The sequence below is a fragment of the Aedoeadaptatus urinae genome, from assembly GCF_900155585.1.
Taxonomy (GTDB): Bacteria; Bacillota; Clostridia; order Tissierellales; family Peptoniphilaceae; genus Aedoeadaptatus; species Aedoeadaptatus urinae.
Window position 1 is genome coordinate 273,774 of record NZ_LT707416.1, and the last position, 17,269, is coordinate 291,042.

Annotated in this window: 19 protein-coding genes and 2 pseudogenes; 8 read left to right on the plus strand and 13 right to left on the minus strand. The window is 46.1% G+C overall.

From position 1 onward, the window contains the following. The 8 genes from BQ7397_RS09165 to BQ7397_RS02220 form a co-directional block, all read right to left on the minus strand. Positions 1-212: HTH domain-containing protein (locus tag BQ7397_RS09165; protein WP_335340698.1), on the minus strand; the 212-nt coding region annotated here is incomplete at its 3' end. 207 nt (positions 213-419) lie between these two features. After that, positions 420-1,424: an SH3 domain-containing protein gene (locus BQ7397_RS02180; protein WP_077074549.1), complete on the minus strand. Its 1,005-nt coding sequence runs from the start codon at positions 1,422-1,424 to the stop codon at positions 420-422. After that, positions 1,421-1,936 carry a zinc ribbon domain-containing protein gene (locus tag BQ7397_RS08945; protein ID WP_159435153.1) on the minus strand — a complete coding sequence of 172 codons (516 nt, stop codon included), beginning with the start codon at positions 1,934-1,936 and terminating at the stop codon, positions 1,421-1,423. Before BQ7397_RS08945 ends, BQ7397_RS02180 begins: the two co-directional genes overlap by 4 nt. Before the next feature lie 163 nt (positions 1,937-2,099). After that, positions 2,100-2,681 (minus strand): serine O-acetyltransferase, encoded by a 582-nt coding sequence (gene cysE / locus BQ7397_RS02195; protein ID WP_077074550.1) that lies wholly within the window; start codon positions 2,679-2,681, stop codon positions 2,100-2,102. A 2-nt stretch (positions 2,682-2,683) separates the two neighbouring features. After that, complete coding sequence (cysK, locus tag BQ7397_RS02200; protein WP_077074551.1) at positions 2,684-3,562, minus strand: cysteine synthase A; 879 nt, start codon at positions 3,560-3,562, stop codon at positions 2,684-2,686. A 300-nt stretch (positions 3,563-3,862) separates the two neighbouring features. Further along, a protein-coding gene (locus BQ7397_RS02205) for an IS3 family transposase (protein ID WP_144019953.1) occupies positions 3,863-5,016 on the minus strand; the annotation gives its coding sequence in 2 pieces (ribosomal slippage) (positions 3,863-4,732 and positions 4,735-5,016; 1,152 coding nt in all). A gap of 218 nt (positions 5,017-5,234) precedes the next feature. Then, positions 5,235-6,230, minus strand: coding sequence for an ornithine cyclodeaminase family protein (locus tag BQ7397_RS02215; protein WP_077074554.1), 996 nt, complete (start codon positions 6,228-6,230; stop codon positions 5,235-5,237). Positions 6,231-6,298: 68 nt separating this feature from the next. After that, complete coding sequence (locus BQ7397_RS02220) at positions 6,299-6,739, minus strand: universal stress protein (RefSeq protein ID WP_077074555.1); 441 nt, start codon at positions 6,737-6,739, stop codon at positions 6,299-6,301. A 139-nt stretch (positions 6,740-6,878) separates the two neighbouring features. Between BQ7397_RS02220 and BQ7397_RS02225 the strand changes: the two genes are divergently transcribed. The 4 genes and pseudogenes from BQ7397_RS02225 (at position 6,879) to BQ7397_RS02240 (ending at position 9,352) form a co-directional block, all read left to right on the plus strand. Next, the gene (locus BQ7397_RS02225; protein ID WP_077074556.1) at positions 6,879-7,733 is read left to right on the plus strand and encodes a pirin family protein; all 855 of its coding nucleotides are present in this window, start codon (positions 6,879-6,881) and stop codon (positions 7,731-7,733) included. Between the two features lie 251 nt (positions 7,734-7,984). After that, a pseudogene (locus BQ7397_RS09520) lies at positions 7,985-8,155 on the plus strand (IS3 family transposase); the annotation flags it as partial. A 236-nt stretch (positions 8,156-8,391) separates the two neighbouring features. Next, positions 8,392-8,759 (plus strand): annotated as a pseudogene (locus BQ7397_RS02235) (EXLDI protein). A gap of 371 nt (positions 8,760-9,130) precedes the next feature. After that, positions 9,131-9,352 carry a hypothetical protein gene (locus BQ7397_RS02240; RefSeq protein WP_077074557.1) on the plus strand — a complete coding sequence of 74 codons (222 nt, stop codon included), beginning with the start codon at positions 9,131-9,133 and terminating at the stop codon, positions 9,350-9,352. A gap of 188 nt (positions 9,353-9,540) precedes the next feature. Here the strand turns inward: BQ7397_RS02240 and BQ7397_RS02245 are convergent, their stop codons facing one another. The 5 genes from BQ7397_RS02245 to BQ7397_RS02265 all read right to left on the minus strand — a co-directional run bounded on the left by BQ7397_RS02245 (position 9,541) and on the right by BQ7397_RS02265 (position 13,967). Beyond that, on the minus strand, positions 9,541-10,992 hold the full coding sequence (locus BQ7397_RS02245) for a HAMP domain-containing sensor histidine kinase (protein ID WP_077074558.1): 1,452 nt from the start codon (positions 10,990-10,992) through the stop codon (positions 9,541-9,543). Beyond that, positions 10,983-11,645: a response regulator transcription factor gene (locus BQ7397_RS02250; RefSeq protein WP_077074559.1), complete on the minus strand. Its 663-nt coding sequence runs from the start codon at positions 11,643-11,645 to the stop codon at positions 10,983-10,985. Before BQ7397_RS02250 ends, BQ7397_RS02245 begins: the two co-directional genes overlap by 10 nt. A 123-nt stretch (positions 11,646-11,768) precedes the next feature. Continuing rightward, complete coding sequence (locus tag BQ7397_RS02255; protein ID WP_077074560.1) at positions 11,769-12,509, minus strand: lantibiotic immunity ABC transporter MutG family permease subunit; 741 nt, start codon at positions 12,507-12,509, stop codon at positions 11,769-11,771. Positions 12,510-12,514: 5 nt separating this feature from the next. Continuing rightward, positions 12,515-13,264, minus strand: coding sequence for a lantibiotic immunity ABC transporter MutE/EpiE family permease subunit (locus BQ7397_RS02260; RefSeq protein ID WP_077074561.1), 750 nt, complete (start codon positions 13,262-13,264; stop codon positions 12,515-12,517). Next, on the minus strand, positions 13,257-13,967 hold the full coding sequence (locus BQ7397_RS02265) for a lantibiotic protection ABC transporter ATP-binding protein (protein WP_077074562.1): 711 nt from the start codon (positions 13,965-13,967) through the stop codon (positions 13,257-13,259). Before BQ7397_RS02265 ends, BQ7397_RS02260 begins: the two co-directional genes overlap by 8 nt. Before the next feature lie 345 nt (positions 13,968-14,312). Between BQ7397_RS02265 and BQ7397_RS02270 the strand changes: the two genes are divergently transcribed. From BQ7397_RS02270 to BQ7397_RS02285, 4 genes are all read left to right on the plus strand, one after another. Further along, complete coding sequence (locus tag BQ7397_RS02270) at positions 14,313-14,657, plus strand: S-layer homology domain-containing protein (protein ID WP_083703372.1); 345 nt, start codon at positions 14,313-14,315, stop codon at positions 14,655-14,657. A 145-nt stretch (positions 14,658-14,802) separates the two neighbouring features. Further along, positions 14,803-15,591, plus strand: coding sequence for an MBL fold metallo-hydrolase (locus tag BQ7397_RS02275; protein WP_077074564.1), 789 nt, complete (start codon positions 14,803-14,805; stop codon positions 15,589-15,591). Positions 15,592-15,600: 9 nt separating this feature from the next. Next, the gene (surE, locus tag BQ7397_RS02280) at positions 15,601-16,359 is read left to right on the plus strand and encodes a 5'/3'-nucleotidase SurE (protein ID WP_077074565.1); all 759 of its coding nucleotides are present in this window, start codon (positions 15,601-15,603) and stop codon (positions 16,357-16,359) included. After that, the gene (locus BQ7397_RS02285) at positions 16,352-17,260 is read left to right on the plus strand and encodes a DMT family transporter (protein WP_077074566.1); all 909 of its coding nucleotides are present in this window, start codon (positions 16,352-16,354) and stop codon (positions 17,258-17,260) included. The genes surE and BQ7397_RS02285 overlap by 8 nt, the downstream gene beginning before the upstream one ends. The last annotated feature ends 9 nt before the right edge of the window (positions 17,261-17,269 follow it).

The following is a 17,269-nucleotide window of genomic DNA, read 5'->3' on the forward strand; positions in this document are numbered from 1 at the left end:
GTGGCTCGTTCGATGCGTTTGTCGCCTAAGATTTCCAGGTCAAAGCCGGCTTCAACGAAGATTTGTTTAGGCCGCTTGCCCTTGGTTAGCGCTTCAATGAAGTGTTTTTTAAATTCGGCCGTATAGAAAATGCATTGATCGTTGACTGATTTGACATTTGGATTGGTGCGTAAGATGGCTTGCTCTTCAGCGGTTAGTTTTCCTCGTCCCATGGTTTCCCTCCTTAATTGAATTATACACGATTTAAGGTAGGGGGAATGTCCAAATCTTGGGGACCGGGTTAAATCGCAACGCCCTAGCCCCTTCCCCGGGTTTAAAAGCCGTATAAGAATGGATTTTTATTCAAAATAGAAAATCGGATTTTAATCAGTTGGCTATGCAATTAAATAAGGGCCTTGGGAGGAATCTCCTGGATAATTTTAAAATTCGCCGTTTAAGGTGCGGTAGGAGATCCAGCCGTCGCCGATATTGCACCAGGTGCGAACGGAATCGGCCCGCGTGTCGATGACATAGACCTCGGCGCCCCGCGTCAGGGTATAGGCCACGGGATAATTCTTTCCGGGGCCCGTGCGCACATTGGCTTCGGCGGCGGTGACGTATTGAACCGTATAGAGGATGCGGCTCGCCTCCGACGCCTGCTTGGCGCTTTTCTGTGCCGACGCCTTGGCCTTGGCGGCCTCGGACTCGGCTGTGGCGACGCGAATCTTTTCGTCGCTTATATTCTTCGCCCCTTGCTTCACTTCCTGCTTCAAGCTTTCCAGGCGGTCGTTCGTCGGCGCCACGGCGATGAGGCTGTTGACCATGTCCATGGCTCCGTCGTAATCGTCGCCGTCCATAAGGGCGCGAATCTTCGGGCTCGCCGCATCCACCACGTCGTCGACGCCTTTGCGTCCCTTGTCGGAAAGGTCGTTGTCGTGTTGAACAATGGCATTATACATGCGCAGGGCCTCGGCGTAAGAGCCGCTGTCGAGAGCGTCCTTCGCCTCGTCCAAAAGCTCCACGTCCTTGGCCATGGTCTTGGCCTCCTTGGCCTTTTCCTTATAGACGCCGCGATTGGTGATTTCGTAAAGCTTTTCGTATTGCTCCCGGGCCTTGTCGAAATTTTCATCCTCGATGGCGGCGGCAGCGGATTTTTCCAAGCTGATCCGGCGGCCGGTGCGGTAGATAAAGAAAGAAAGGAACAATAAGACGATGATCCCCGCCACGGAGGCGGCGATGATCACGCCCTTCTTCTTGCCGGAAGCCTTGCTTTCCGCCTCATCAACCCGCAGATCGTCATAGGCATAGGCAGGATCGCTTTCGTAAGCGTCCACCGGGCGGATCGGCGCCGTGTCCGAGGGTTCTTCGTGGTTAAGAACCTGTCCGCAGGATTTACAGAATTTTGCATCGGCGACATTGTCTGCGCCGCAATTTAAACATTTCATAATACATCACCTAAAAAGGGTACCGTAAAAAGGGTTAAGCCGGACATAAGCGCCAAGAAAATCCAGAATCCGCCGATGATTAATTGGGCGATAAAGCAAACGAAACCCGCCGAGTTCCACGTGTCCTGTACTTGGGCAAATTCTTCCATGTCGCGGTAGCGATTGTTTCGAAGAGCCCATTCGTTGCCCTTAAAGCCGGCGACGAAGGGCATGATAATGCCGACGATGGGCACGAGGCACAAGAGGGTTATGTAACAGCGATTGCCGATTCCCCATATGATGGTCAGGGAAAAAGCGCCCCAGTTAAAGCGGCCGGGCCGTTGGCGATTGTAGGGATCCTTCGCCTTCTCGGGTGCCGGAGTATAGGGCTCGCTATAAGGGGCGGATGCGATCCACGTGTCCTCCGATGTCGTAGCGTCCTGCTCATAGCCGTTATCGTCTACGGGCGCGCCGCAGCCGGTACAGAACCTGTCGCTGGGAAGCAATTCCTTGCCGCAGTGAGTACAAAACATAGAAACCTCCTTTGTAAATCCATGGTATATTCTTTTGAAAACAATTTCAATATGAAAAATAAAAAAGTCTATATAAAAACAGCGTCCCTTTAAGAAGACGCTGTTTTTATTTTTCGTATCACGGGCAAATTTTCGCAACGAGTGCTTCGATAAAGCCCCGTCATTAATTTTGTGCATACCTTCCGTGGTGCGGCTCGCGCTCGAAGGTGAAGGGAAAATCCTCCGGCACCGCGGGGTGGGCGTTGTGGGCGGGCACCCCCACCACCGTCTCCTCGGCGAGTACCGAGTGCAGTACCACGGCGCCAGCCCCCACCTTGGCCTCCTCGCCGATGGTCACGGGCCCTAAAATCGTGGCCCGCGCCCCGACCATGACCCCGTCCTTCACCGTAGGGTGGCGCTTCGTCTTGCTGAGGCCGCGGCCGCCTAAAGTGACCCCGTGATACAGAGTCACCTCGTCGCCGATCTCCGCCGTCTCGCCGATGACCACCCCCATGCCGTGGTCGATAAACAGCCTTTCGCCGATGGTGGCTCCCGGGTGAATTTCGATGCCGGTTTTTCTCCGCGACCGGTGCGACAGAAAGCGGGCCAACGTGGTGTGGCCCTTTTTGTACAGACGGTGGGCACGGCGATGGCTCAAGAGGGCATTCACCATGGGGTAGAGAAACATGGCCTCAAACAAATTTTTGCACGCCGGGTCCTTTTCCAAAATCACCCGCGCAATTTTTTTGCGCTCACGAAACAGCATGGCTAAAAGAGCTCCGTGGACATGTACCGCTCGGCGGCATCGGGAAGCACGGTGACGATATTGCCTTCGAAGCGTTCGGCCAGCTTCAGGGCCGCCAGCACATTGGCACCGGAAGAAATGCCCACGCTCAGGCCCTCTTCGGCGCTTAATCTCTTTGCCATGGCGATGGCATCATCGCCGGCGACGGTGATCACCTCGTCCACCACCTCGGGATCGTAATTGCCGGGAATAAAATTGGCGCCGATCCCTTGGATCTTGTGGGTGCCCGCCTTCTTTTCCGTAATCAGAGGGCTTTCCGCCGGCTCGATCCCCACGATATAAGCGTCGGGATTTTTCGCTTTCAGGGCGCGGCCCACGCCGGTCACCGTGCCGCCGGTGCCGATGCCCGCGACGAATACGGATACGTCGCCGTCTAAGGCCGATAAAATTTCCGGGCCCGTGGTGAGCTCGTGGACCCGGGGATTGGCGGGATTGTTAAACTGATCCGGCATGAAATACTCGCCGGTGGCCTCCATTTCCTTGGCCCTATCCACGGCCCCCTGCATGCCGCCCTCTTCGATTAAAATCAATTCGGCGCCGAAGGAGCGGATCAGAGCCTTGCGCTCGTCGCTCATAGAGGCGGGCATGACGATGGCCACCTCATAGCCCATTTGCTTGCCCACCATGGCCAGGGCGATGCCCGTGTTGCCCGACGTGGGCTCCACGATCTTCATCCCAGGCTTCAGGTCGCCCCTAGCTACGGCCTCTTCGATCATATTGTAGGCCACGCGATCCTTAATGGACGCGGCGGGATTATTCTTTTCCAGCTTGGCGAAAATGCGTCCGCCTCCCATGGATAATTGTACGAGAGGCGTCTTTCCCACTGTATCTAAAATATTCATAACAAAACCAACCTTTCAACTCCGATTTATTCGCTATTGTATCGCTTCGTGAAGAATAAGTAAACCAAAAAATTCCCCGGTTCACTCGAAAGAGTGAAGCGGGGAAGAAAAAAGTGTTTTTTGATTTTTGATTCGTAGTTTTTATCTTATCGTGGCATACGTTCATCTTTCTGACTTCCGGGGGCGGGGAGAATATATCTACTCTTTGATTTTCTGTACACTATCAATCACCATGTCCTTTCCGGGGGCGGGAAAAAGGGCGTTGCGATTGGAATGGCAACAGTTTTTTGGACACTTTTGTTAAGGTGTCGCTCGAATAACGGGCTTGCTTTTTATACTCTCTCTTTCTCGGTATGCGAGAGGGGTCATGTTTTCAAGGCTTGTATGTCTTCGCTCGCTGTTCCACCATTGAATATAACTGCTGAGTTTCTCCCTTAGATCATTCAGGCTTTGAAAGGTTTCTCTCTCTAAAAATTCTGTTTTGAAGCTCTTAAATATGTTCTCTGCTACGGCGTTGTCGTAGGGATTGCCGGGGCGACTCAGCGAGCGTTTGATGTGGTTGGCTTTTAAAAGGGCACGTATATGGTTGTTATCGAATTCTTTCCCTCGGTCGGTGTGAAAGCAGCCGATGGCTTCTAGTGGGTAAGGGATGGTGTCGAATGCTTGTTGTATGAGGGCAGAGTCGCGACGTAAGCCGCAGGAGTAGCCGATGACTTCGCGATTGAAAAGGTCGGTGATGGCACAAACGTAGGCCCAGCGCTGATGGATGCGAACGTAGGTCAAATCAGATACGATGACTTCCAACGGCTGACGTTGACTGAATTCGCGGTTGAGCGCATTGTGTATTTGCTCTTCGTTTTTCTTTGACGGATGATGTCTGTACTTTGCTTTGGTGTAAACGGAAATCAAATGTAGCTTCTTCATAATGGCGCGAATTCGTCGCCTGGAGGCGACGATGTTTTCCGCTTCCAATTCACTTTTTATCTTGCGTGCGCCATAGACGTTGCGACTTGCACGAAAGATGGCACGGACCTTGATCTCCAGATCGATTGCATCATCGGAAAGAGCTTTCGGCCGGTAGTAGTAGGCGGAACGGCTGATGCCTAGTACTCTACAAAGCGCTGATACCGGGTATTTGTGTTTCAAACGATCGATGACGTATCGTTTTTCTCCGCAAGTATCAGCGCGGCCTGCTTTAAAATATCATTCTCCATCTTGAGCCGTTGAATCTCTTTGCGTAAGGCAATCTTCTCCTGGTCCGATTCACTTAACGATACCGTCTCTTTGAAGGTACCGGTGGTACGGAATTGGCTAACCCAGCGGTCAAAGGCTGATGGGGTTAATGAATATTTCTGAATGATTTCTTGTCGGCTCATGCCTTCTTCGTAAAGATCCACCACGTGCTGCTTGAACTCGTCTGAAAAGGCTCTTCTTTTTCTAGGTGCTTTATCCATTTGATCCTCCTTGTTGATCATAAGATACCACACCTTAAGGAAACTGTCCTAATTATTGTAGCCTATCCAGCGAATCGCAACGCCCTTTTTCCCTCCCCCGGAATGAAAAGATGAATTAAAAATCATTTATAAAGTTTGGAAAGAGGCAAGCACCTTTAATTCGCATTTGGAAAGAAGGAGCATGTCTTGAGCAAGAGAAAAGGGAAAAGAAGAAAACTCTACATTTCCACCATCGTCCCAATCCCTTTTTCTTCTGCAAAGCGGCAGATTTTTTCTCCCACCACTACATCAAACACGGCGGAGCCGGTGGACTTAAACAGAGTAATCTCATCGTCGTTTTCTCTGCCGGGGAGCTCGCCTAAGAGCACTTGGCCCAGCTCGTTGGCGATTTTTTCCCTCGCGACCAATCCGTCTTTTATGGGCTTGATCATGTCGCCGGCTTCGTTCAACACGCCGTCGATGGTGTCGACGTAAATTTTGTCCGCCCGGGCGACGATTTCCGGCGGCAGCTCGATCATCTCGGGGGTATAGGCGCCGATGCCGTTAATGTGGCAGCCCGCCTTCACCTTGGTGCCGTCGAAGACAGGCTCCGTGGCCGTGGTGACGGCGGTAATAATATCCGCCTCGGGGATCACCGGGCCCAAATCGGACACGGGGACGAGCTTGGCGCCGTAGGCCGCCATGTCCTTTTCCACGGACGCGACAAAGGCCGCGGCTTTTTCCTGTTTGCGGTTAAAGATATAGGCGGTTTCGATGTCCCTCACGGCCAGCACCGATTCCAGTTGGCTCTTGGCTTGGCCGCCGGTGCCGATAAGGACAAAAGTCTTCGCGTCCTTTTTTGCCAAGACATCGGTGGCGGCACCGGAGAGACCCCCGGTGCGCATGCGAGTGAGCTCCGTGCCGTCCATAATGCCCTTTACCAGGCCCGTCTCCGTGTCCATGACCACCATAGTCGCCGGCACGGCGGGGAGTCCCTTGGCGGGATTTTTCGGATAGACGGAAATAATTTTAGTCCCCAAAGCCTTGGCGCCTTCCACCAAACCCGGCATAAACAGCGCCTGACCTTCGGCGTCCTTCACGTCTAAATTGCTGCGCAGGGGAATATTGCTTTCGCCCTTGGAGTAAAGGGCCATGGCCTCCTTGTCGGCCTCGATGACGTCTTTTACGTCCATGGACGCCGTGACTTCTTCCGCGTTAAGGATTAATAAATTCATTTTGCCTCCTTTAGACATAACTATTCAAAAAAGAAAAAGTGCCCTGCCGAGGCAAGGCACAGAGATGCTTAGATTCTGCAGGTAACTTTGTTGACGAGGACGGGAACCTTCGCCGCATTCAGCACCTTGTCGGAGACAGAGCCCAACAGCGTTCTGGAAAAACCGCCTAAGCCGCGACTGCCGATGACGATGAGGTCCACTTCTTTTTCCTCGGAGCATTTTAAAATTTCTTCCGATGCCCGACCGACGCGAACACAGGTTTCCACGTCGCCCTTGTAATCGATGGTTTCCAGCGCCTTGTTCAAAATCCTTTGGCCTCGTTGTTCCTGGGCCTTTTTAAAATCCGTGGACAGGAAATTGCCGGGATAATGTTCGATCACATTGGTATCGGTTAAGACCGTGAGAATAATCAGCTTCGAATCGAAAGCCTGAGCCAATAATTCAGCTTCTTTCAATGCGCAGTAAGAATCCTGCGAACCGTCGACCGGTACTAATATTTTGTTATACATGGAAACGCCTCCTTTGCTAATAGTATACCATACTAAAGCGCCGTTGAAACATAAAACTGAAAAATGCTCTCCTTTATAAAAGCGGGCTTCGGGTATAAGTAAAACAGAAAGAGATAAGCAACAAAAAGAAAGGAACAACATGATTCGAAAAATCAAACGCACCGTCAAAGGCGAGCCGGGCGTCGACGGCGCCGGCGTGCACCTTACCCACGTCCTCAGCCGCCACACCATGCACGACACCGACCCCCTGCTCCTGTTAGATGCCTTTGACGCCACGGACCCTGAAAAATATGTGGCGGGCTTTCCCATGCATCCCCATCGGGGCATCGAGACCATATCCTATGTGGTGGAAGGCACCATGGTCCACCGCGACTCTCTGGGCAACGAAGACGCCGTTACTAACGGCGGCATCCAATGGATGACGGCGGGAAGCGGCATCCTTCACGAGGAAAAACTGCCGCCGGTGAAGCGCCTCTTCGGCGTGCAGCTGTGGCTCAACATGGCGAAAGAAAACAAATTCGCGCCACCCGCCTACGTGGCCGTGCCCTCGGAATCCATACCGGAAATTCCCTTCGACGGCGGCAAAGTGCGCATCCTCGCCGGAAGCTACGAAGGCCATGAGGGCCACCGGGCGCCCTATCATTCCGTGAACTACTACGACGTGCACATCGAGCCCGGCAAAACATTTCAGACCAAAGTAAGCGTGACCGCATCCGTGACCCTCTTCGCCCTGGTGGGCAGCCCTACCGTGGAAGGGGAGCGAGTGGAACATTTCGACGCCGCCATTTTAGGTGAAGGCGACGAAGTTCGCATCTCAAACGACACGGAGGAAACCATCTGCGTCCTGCTCTTCACCGGCGAGCCCATGAAAGAGCCCATCGCCTGGTGGCCCGGGCCCATCGTCATGAACACGGAAGAGGAGCTGGAAGAGGCCTACGACGAAATAAAAAAAGGCACATTCCTCAAAGAAAAAATCGCCATGAGCCGGGAATAAAATTTGAAAGCCGCAGGGGAATGCACTGACCCCCAAAAGTTGGACCAAGAAATCCAACCTTTGGGGGTCTTTTAATGGCAAAATACAGTTATGAATTGAAAAGGAAAATCGTCAAGAAAGACCTGTCCGGGAAGACAAGCTATCATGTCTTATACCGACAATCTTTCCTTGAACTCGGCTTAACAAATCCGTCCATCATCGGCAACCGGCGCAGGTAATGTCGAGAGGAGTGCATCGAGCGAAACGACGCCTGCCCCTATCGCCGTACCTTTCACTCCGATCGCGGGTGGGGCTACCAAAGCCGGCAAGAACTCGTTCGGGCCATTGAAAATTTTATCCGCTATTACAACAACGATCGAATCAAAGAAAAGTTAGGAGGTCTGAGTCCGAAACAATACCGTGAACGCATGCAATCCGCATAGAACGAATGGTATGTAAAACAAAATCGAGTAAGCGAAATGCTTACTCGATTAAGTCCAACTTTATGGGGTCACTCTATTGCTTCATGATATTATTTTCATGGCTGATAGTAGAGATGCTTTCATGATAATAGGTGTTGACGAACTAAAGCTTAAAAATTATAACAAGCTTGTAATAATTAATTTACTTTATCGGTGTTGATAATATAGTAAAATTGATTAACATAAGGAGGTATCTTATGAAGTATGAAGACATTAGATTAAATGTTTCAAATGATTCTATTAGTGATTATAAAGTATTCAAAGGAATAAAATTATATTCTGAAATGTTTAAAGCAGAAGACGGAAAAAAACTCATTAATAAAAGAGTGTTTGTAACTCAAAAAAAAATTATGTATATTATGAAAGGACAGATATAAATTGGAATTATTGGTCAGATAAAACAAAATATGACTCGAGTTTTGATTTAAGTGATAAAAATCATAATATAATATTTGAAGTAACATCTGAATTGGATGATTTCTCAAAATACTTAGATGAAGAAGTAATCAAAAAAATTATAATGAAAGAAAAAAGAGAAGAGATAGTAGAAGTACTAGATATTTGAGACTGTGTAAAATTCTGTGTATAGAAACCTCCCCATTATGGTAGAAAAACTAATCAGGAGGAATTTTTATGCCATAAGAAAGCGATCAGAAACAAAATCTCTAAGAGGGTAATTGAAGAATATTAACAAGAAACAGCACAAGATTTACAAGATGCTCTAAAATACCTTTCTAAATGCGGGGATATTTACAGGAGAATTGCTTGGAACAACAGAGGGAAAAAGTACACCGTTTGGAGATGTTGTACAAGAGTAACTCATGGACCAGATGCCTGCCATGCAAGAACCATAAAAGAGACTGATCTATAAGAGGCAGTCGTAGAATCCATTAATCAACTTATATCTGAAAGCAATGAATTAAAAAAGGAGAATTTATGAAAAATACGATAAAATGCCCAAAGTGTGGAGGAAGTGATATTATATTTGTGCCAGGATCTGCTGGAGCTTATGGGAATGGTAATAATATTATGACAGGTCTTACAATTAAGTCAGCAGTGCCTGTTGATAGGTATATTTGCACTACTTGTGGTTTTAGCGAGGAGTGGATTGACCTTGACTACATGGATAAATTAAAAAAGAAATATAATGAAATTTAATGAAGCAGGACAGATATCCTGCTTCATTAAATTTTTTACTAGTATTCCCACGTTTACTGTGTTTATTACAAAAGAATAATTTTAGTCGAGAGCATTAAGATTATAAAGTTTATCTAGCGAAAGTTTAACACAAAATCCAAGTAAAGGAAGGTTATAATAGTACAACATAACAGGAAAAAGTATCACTTTTATTGGGATTTGAAACCTTTATTTTTTTTAACTACTGGAATTATAACTTGTACACAGGCATATCCCTCTGGAGTGTTAGATAGATATAGTTCTCCGCCATTTTCTCGTATTACTCTTGCTGTGAAATACAATCCGACACCCCTTATAGTCTGTGTGTAATTCTTCTTTTCAGAAAAACCTTTGTCAGTTGCGTGGACTAAGGCAGCATCTGAAAAATGTGATCCGGAATTTGTGATTTTGTATTCGGCTTTCCCGTTTGAAACGATAAATGTTAGATGAATTGATTGTGGTGAATCACCATGCTCACAGGCATTAAGAATAATATTAGTTAAGGCTTGATGAATTGCACTTTCTTCAGTGGTTGTATAATCATCTGTATCTTGAAATTGGCTTTTCCACTGATTCCCATATTGCTCACTTAATATATGTCCTTCTTGATTTATTTTGAGATTTAAACTATCTAATGCCAATGGTTCCTTGACAAGTTGGTCATTATTTTCATTACTAAGTTGACTAAGTTGTAGTTGCAATCTATCTGCTACCTCTTCCAATCGATTCAAATTAAAAATAATGGATTCAGTATATTTCAATAGATTTTCATTCATTTTTTCTTTATCCTTGTCAGATAGGAATAGAGTTAATTGACTAAGATCTTCTTTCATAAACTCAGCATTTGCACGAGCAACGGTCAACGGAGAACGATAATCATGCAGCATTTGGGTTGTTTCTTCTCTTATTTTATGCTCGCTATTCCAAAGTTCTTCTAATGTTGCTTTTAAATCAACACGCATGTGGTCCATAAGGTTCCCTAGCTCTCTAAACTCTGATATTGATAGGGAGGAAGGGACAGGTATATTTAAATCTCCATTTCCTATGGAAACAAGAGCTTTTTGTAGCGGTAATACATCTTTATAAATATGTCTGGTAACAGACTTTGCAAACCACATGGTTGGAATAAGAATCGTAAGGGCAATTATGAAAATAAAAAGTGATTCTGCTCTTGGCAGATGTGCATTTGCCCAATCTGAAGAATAGAATACACCTATTCTGTATTTAAAGACGCAGACTCTATTATTGTATACAACCTTTGAAAAATAACCTTTAGAAAAGGGTATTTGTTTTCCATCTAAATAGTCTAGAGCATTCTCTTGATCCTCTATCTTCATGTTTGAATTGATAACTTCATTTTCGTTGTTTAGCTGAATGTAGCCAATATTATCAGGCACCCAAGTTGAGTTGAAATTTTGGCTAGAAATGATTTTTTCCTTTAAGATTTCAACTTGTTTTTCTTCGTGGTTCGCAAAAGTATATAAATCATGCCTAACTCCATAGTGGAAACCGATAACCAATAAAAGAAATAGAAAACAAATTACACCTATGAACACTAAGGAATATATAGATAATATTTTTCTCAAAGTATTTTTATTAGAATAGATATTTTTTATTCCCATTTGTAACCGACTCCCCAAATTGTTTTAATTGGATCAAGTTGATAATTTGAAAATTTTTTTCTGATATTTTTTATATGTTCGACTATAGCTGCAGACTCAGATTCTGTCCAACATCCACCAACTTGTTCGAGAATATGTTCTCGTGAAAAAACTTGACCTTTATGTCTGGCTAAGAGTTCGCAAATTTCATATTCCATTTTTGTGAATTTGATTGTTTCTCCGTTTATTTGTATTTCTTTGGCATTCAAGAGAAAACGAATATCTCCAAAAGATAGGTAGGAATGATGAACGCGCTCTTCCCTTCTTAGATGTGCTTTTACTCGACTGACCAACTCCAATGGTGTGAAAGGTTTGCGAATGTAATCGTCCCCGCCAAGTGCTAATCCCTCTGCGACATCTGCTTCTGTGGATTTGGCTGTAAGAAACAAAATTGGACAATCTACTTTTTCACGGACATTTCTGCAAAGTTCAAAGCCATCCATGTCGGGCATCATCACATCAAAAATCATCAAATCAAATTGATCGAGAGATAAACTTAAAGTTTCTTTTGCTGAGGAACAAGCATGAACAGAGAATTGAGCACGTTTTAAACTTGTTTCAATAACAGATCGAATTTGCTCATCGTCATCAACTACAAGTATGCTTTGAACCATATTCCCCCCTCCTTTCGTTTAAATTTAGTCTGATCCAAAAAGAGTACTCATATTATGAGAGCACTCTTATCATTCAAAATGATAGTATGATATGGAGATCTTAAACTTTTAATTAATTTAATATTATTCATCACTATTATCGGCTCTACCGTCCCATTTATTAAACCATATAGGAATTAAAGCAACAAGTGCAATGGTTACTATGACACATATCAATAAACCATATCTCAGCTCAGATGCAATCTCGAGAATATAATCTGTGTGAAAAGTATCTAGAATCATTAGAGATGAAAATCTCGCTGCCCATGTTGGCGGAAGGTAATACCAAAACTTATCCAAAAGACCAGTACATCCTAAAGCCCCGACAAGAAAAAAAATTACTCCAGAACCTATTGACCATGACGTACCAAATTTAAAAGCGATAAATAGATGGATAAAAACTAGGCAAATAAGTGGAATAAGCATAAGAATAGTAGCCAAGACGTAGGATATGGTAAGCATCTTTCCATACAGCAAAGCAAACCCAGCAACAGCTATGATCAAACTAAGACCTGCCATAATTATCAATAAAATAACAAGTGATATTAGCATTTGAATTCTTGATTTTCCAACACATAAAATGTTAAAAGAAGAACCCGCACGTTGTTCCTGCTGAACAATACCGGTACACAACATGACAACCAAGCAATCCATAAATAAGGATAAGGCTTGAAAAAATCCAGATATATTTTGCTCAATACTCCATGAAGAAACGGAATAATAAGCGATAAAAAGTCCTACACAAATAATTGGCCAAAGAATGCTTATATAAAATAGCGGACTTTTTACTATTTTATAAATATGCGAATGTAAACATTTCAACATCAAAATCACCTCGCTTCTGATTTTTTATAAAGGGTGGTGGAAACAATGGACAAAATCATCGTTAGTGCCACAGATGCAACAATTGCAATTAAAATATCATAAGGCTGTGTATAGACTAAATCTTCTTCAACAGGCAAACCATTAGGTAAAAGCCCTAAAATAGAAATCATGGAACGGCTTACCCATGCCCATGGACAAAACATCCAATATGGTTTTAGAGCTAAAAACACCCCTGAAAAAGAAATAGCTAAATTGACCAATACCGAAAAGATCACCCCTAATTTTTTTGAAATTATAAAGCTAAAAGGGATTTGCCACATGGTTGTAACAAACATGACTATAATCCCTAAAAATATCGAAGCAATACTTAATTGCTTAATTTGATTGATTCCAAATAAACTAAAAATAAATGGAATACAAATCACAGCAACACTTAATAGAAAACAGGAAAGAAGAGCATAACCTAATACAACCAAAAGTTTAGAGCTCCATATTTTTCCCTGAGAAACAGGTAGACAACGGATTGCACGAAGTCCGTGCTTTCCGTTATCGATATTAACAGCTGCTGCGCTGATCAAAGCGAAGGTAGCAGGTAAAAAAACTACATAGTACCAGTTGAATAAATTCAAGGTAAAATAACCTTGTTGAATAATAGCCATTAGTGCTAAGCAAAGAGGACTGGCAATAGCAATTCTTCTTATTGCAGTTCTTTTTGTTTTCAAGAACTCGGCCATTAATATAGTTGAATTACTCATTGAAGCCTCCTTGCTGATTACTAACAACTTTCATAAAAAGTTGCTCCAAATCCATTTTTGAATCAAATGCACCTTGATAACCTAAATGTCCTGATGCAATAATTCCAATATGATCTGCAATATGTTCGACTTCAGATAAAATATGAGAAGACAGAATTACCGTAGTTCCTTGTTGTGAAAAACCTCTAATAAGTTCTCTCAATTCCTTTATTGCAATGGGATCAAGACCATTCGTTGGTTCATCTAGGATTAAAAGTTTTGGATTACAAAGTAAAGCCAAAGCGATTCCTAATCTCTGTTTCATTCCCATTGAAAATTGTCCAGTACGTTTTTTCCCTGTATTAGTAAGACCTACGATCTGCAAAACTTCTTGAATTCGCTCTTCTTCAATCCCTAAAGCAATTGATCGTACACGACAATTTTCATAGGCTGTTAAGTTTGGATATAGTGGTGCATTTTCAATCAATGCACCAATTTCAGAGAGATTTGAACGATTCCAAGGATTATTATTGAATATGATGTCACCAGATGTAGGTGTAATCATACCGCAAATCATTTTGAGAAGAGTGGACTTTCCGGCTCCGTTTGGTCCCAATAATCCATAAATTTTTCCTCTTGGAACATTGATATTAACGCAGTCCACCGCTTTTTGTTTCCCGAACTGCTTTGATAGATTTCTAGTTTGTAATATAAAATCATTCATAGTATATTTTCCTCCTTATCTTTTCTTTACGTATGTAATTTTAGGAGAAAAAAATAAGGAAATTATAAGGGTTTCAGAATTTCCATAGTCGGTTGTAAGTGAATCTTTTATGTTTCGATTTTGATTCGGCAAATATAGTGATTTTCTCAATGAATTTTCATCAAGGTGTCATTAAATTCAGTGACATCCGTTTTCTGATTGACGATGAAGTACTATAGCCATAGATGCGTTATAACAATAGGACGATTAAAGTCGAACAGGATGTACTAAAATAGAGATGATTAGAAGTTTTAAATTGTACAAAAAAGTATTGTCAGATCAGTCTGTAGAGTGATATATTTCCACATGCCAAGTTTTCTCAAAAGCTCAAATTTTATCCATGATAATTACTCAAGCCACCGGGCCATGGGCTACGAAGACGGGACCTTTAAGCCCGACAACACTTTGACCCGCGCCGAATCGGCGGCTTTTCTGAACCGCGTCTTTAACCGCGTGGCCGACGATAAAGCGGTGGAAGGCTTCGCAGCGCGCCTGGCGAAGTTTACGGATCTTCAAAAGGGCACGTGGTTCTACTATGAATTAGTGGAAGCCACCAACAGCCATGAATTGGTTCGCCGCGGCGGCCAAGACGATTTGGCCCGCGACTACGAACGTTGGACCAATCTTTGGTACGAAAAAGCAGCGAAATAAAAATTAATCCCCGATACCGAAACGGATCGGGGTTTTTTTTCGCCCCTTTTCGGCGGGAACACCTTTCATTTCAGGAAAATGGAAAGAATTCGTTTCCTCTCTTTTCCCCGGCGAAGAGTTTGTTATAATAGCTGTGGAGGAAACTATGAAATTTTGTGCAATCGCCAGTGGCAGCAGCGGCAACTGCCAATATATAGAAACGAACGAAAAGAAGATTTTAATCGACGCCGGCTTAAGCGGCAAGGCCATCGAGGAGAATTTGCGCGCCGTGGGGGTGGAGCCCGGGGATTTGGACGGAATTCTCGTTACCCACGAGCACAACGATCACGTGAAGGGCGTGGGGATTTTGGCCCGCCGCTGGGGGCTGGATGTCTTCGCCAACGAAAACACCTGGCGCGCCATGGAAAAGACGGTGAAGCGCATTGACGATCACAAGCGCCACGTCTTTGACACGGCCCAAGCTTTTTTCTACGGGGACCTGGAGATCGTGCCTATGGCGCTGTTTCACGACGCCGTCGAGGGCACGGGCTATGTGATTCGCTCGGGAAGCAAAAAGCTTTCCGTCCTCACGGACACGGGCTGGGTCAATACGTCTATGCTGGAGAAGATGAGCGGCAGCGATCTTTATTACATCGAGAGCAATCACGATACGGATATGCTTGAAAGTGGCCCCTATCCCCGCATACTGAAGGACCGCATCGCATCGACTCGGGGGCACTTGTCCAACGAGCACTGCGGCGAGCTCTTGACCGGGCTTTTGGAAAAGAAGGGCGAGCACGTGGTCTTGGCCCATTTGTCCGAGGAAAACAATCGGCCCCTGTTGGCGGCCCGGGCGACTCGGGAAATTTTGGCTGAGCACGCCATTTACGAGGGCAGGGATTTTATTTTGGAAGTGGCAAAGGCCAGAGTGCCTTCCCGCTTTATCGAGCTGTAAGGAGGACCTATGAAAATACTTTTGACCAATGACGACGGTTACTTTGCGCCGGGGATTCAGGCTTTGGCCAAGGTGCTGGCCAAGGAACACGAGCTGGTGATCGTGGCGCCGGAGGAAGAGCATTCCGGCCAGAGCCACGCCATTACCATTACCCACTCCTTAATCGTGAAGTCCGTGGAAATCGAAGGGGTGGAGGCGGACGCCTACAGCGTCAGCGGCACGCCGGCGGATTGCGTGCGTGCGGGGCTGGACAAGCTGGTGCCCTGGAAGCCCGACGTAATTTTTTCCGGATGCAATGCCGGCTACAATGCGGGCATGGACATTATTTATTCCGGCACGGTAAGCGCCGCCCTGGAAGGGGTGCTCTCGGGCGTGCCCTCCGTGGCGGTGAGCGCCGAGTGGATCAAGGGGCAGTGCCGCTACGACACGGCGGCTTCCGTGGCGAAGAAGATTTTCGACAAGGTGCAGGGGCCTTTTCTCTCCTTGGCGAGCCCCATGGTCTTGAATATTAATGTGCCTCATTTAGACGAAGAGGAGCTGAAGGGCCTTCGGGTGGCGGAAATCGGCGACAATGCCTACGACTATTACTTCGAAGAGGAAGTGGACGGGGAAAGGCGCCTGTCTTTAAGGGGCAGAAGCATTACGGAGCACGCCCCGGGGACGGACCGGTATTTTCTGGAGCGGGGCTATGTAACGGCGACGCCGGTAATCTACGGTATGGCCGATCGCGCCGAGATGGACCGGCTGAAGAGTTGGCTCGATGAGTAAATCCATGTCGCGAAAGACTCGCGCCAATCTCATGCTTCTCGCCTTGGCCATGATCTGGGGCGGCAGTTTCGTTTCGGCAAAGCTTGCCATGGAAAGTTTCGATCCCTATTTTATTATGGTGCTGCGCTTTTTTATCGGCGCGCTGGCCATGTTTCTGCTCTTTCCAAAAGAGCGGAAGAAGGCCAATAAGGCCACCGTGGTAGGCGGCGTGGAAATCGGCCTCCTCTTAGGCATCGGCACCGCCTTTCAAATGGTGGGCCTGCAATACACCACCCCCGCCAATCAAACCTTTATTATCGTAAGCTACGTCATTACCGTGCCCCTGATCCGCTTTCTCGTGTCGGGGATTCGGCCGGGAAAAAATATTGTGGTGGCCGCCGTCTTTACGGTGATCGGCGTGGGCTTTTTAACCCTGGGACCTTCTTTGGCCTTTAATCGCGGCGACGTCTATACCTTCATTATGGCTCTGCTCTTTGCCGTGCAGATTATTCGCATCGACGGCTACATGCCCCGGGTGGAAAGCGCCGTCTTTTTTACCACGGTACAGATTTTTGTGGCGGGGATCGTCTCCGCCGCCCTCTTTTTCATTCGAGGGGCGGGAACCGTCGTCGGTCCCGTGACGATAAAATCCATCGCCGCCTTCTTTTACCTCGTGGTGTTGAATACGGCGGTGGCCTATTATCTGCAAAACGGCGCCCAACGGGACGCCAGTCCCGACGAAAGCGCCCTCATCATCAGCTCCGAATCCCTTTTCGGCACCTTCGCCGCCTATTTTTTCGCCGGGGAAGAATTTTATCCGAAAAAAATCATCGGCTGCGTCCTGATCCTGGCGGGCCAATTTGTGGCCCAGGTGCTTCCCGCGCTTCGAAAAATTTTCTCCGATCGGCGAATTTCCATGTGAAAGGTGTGG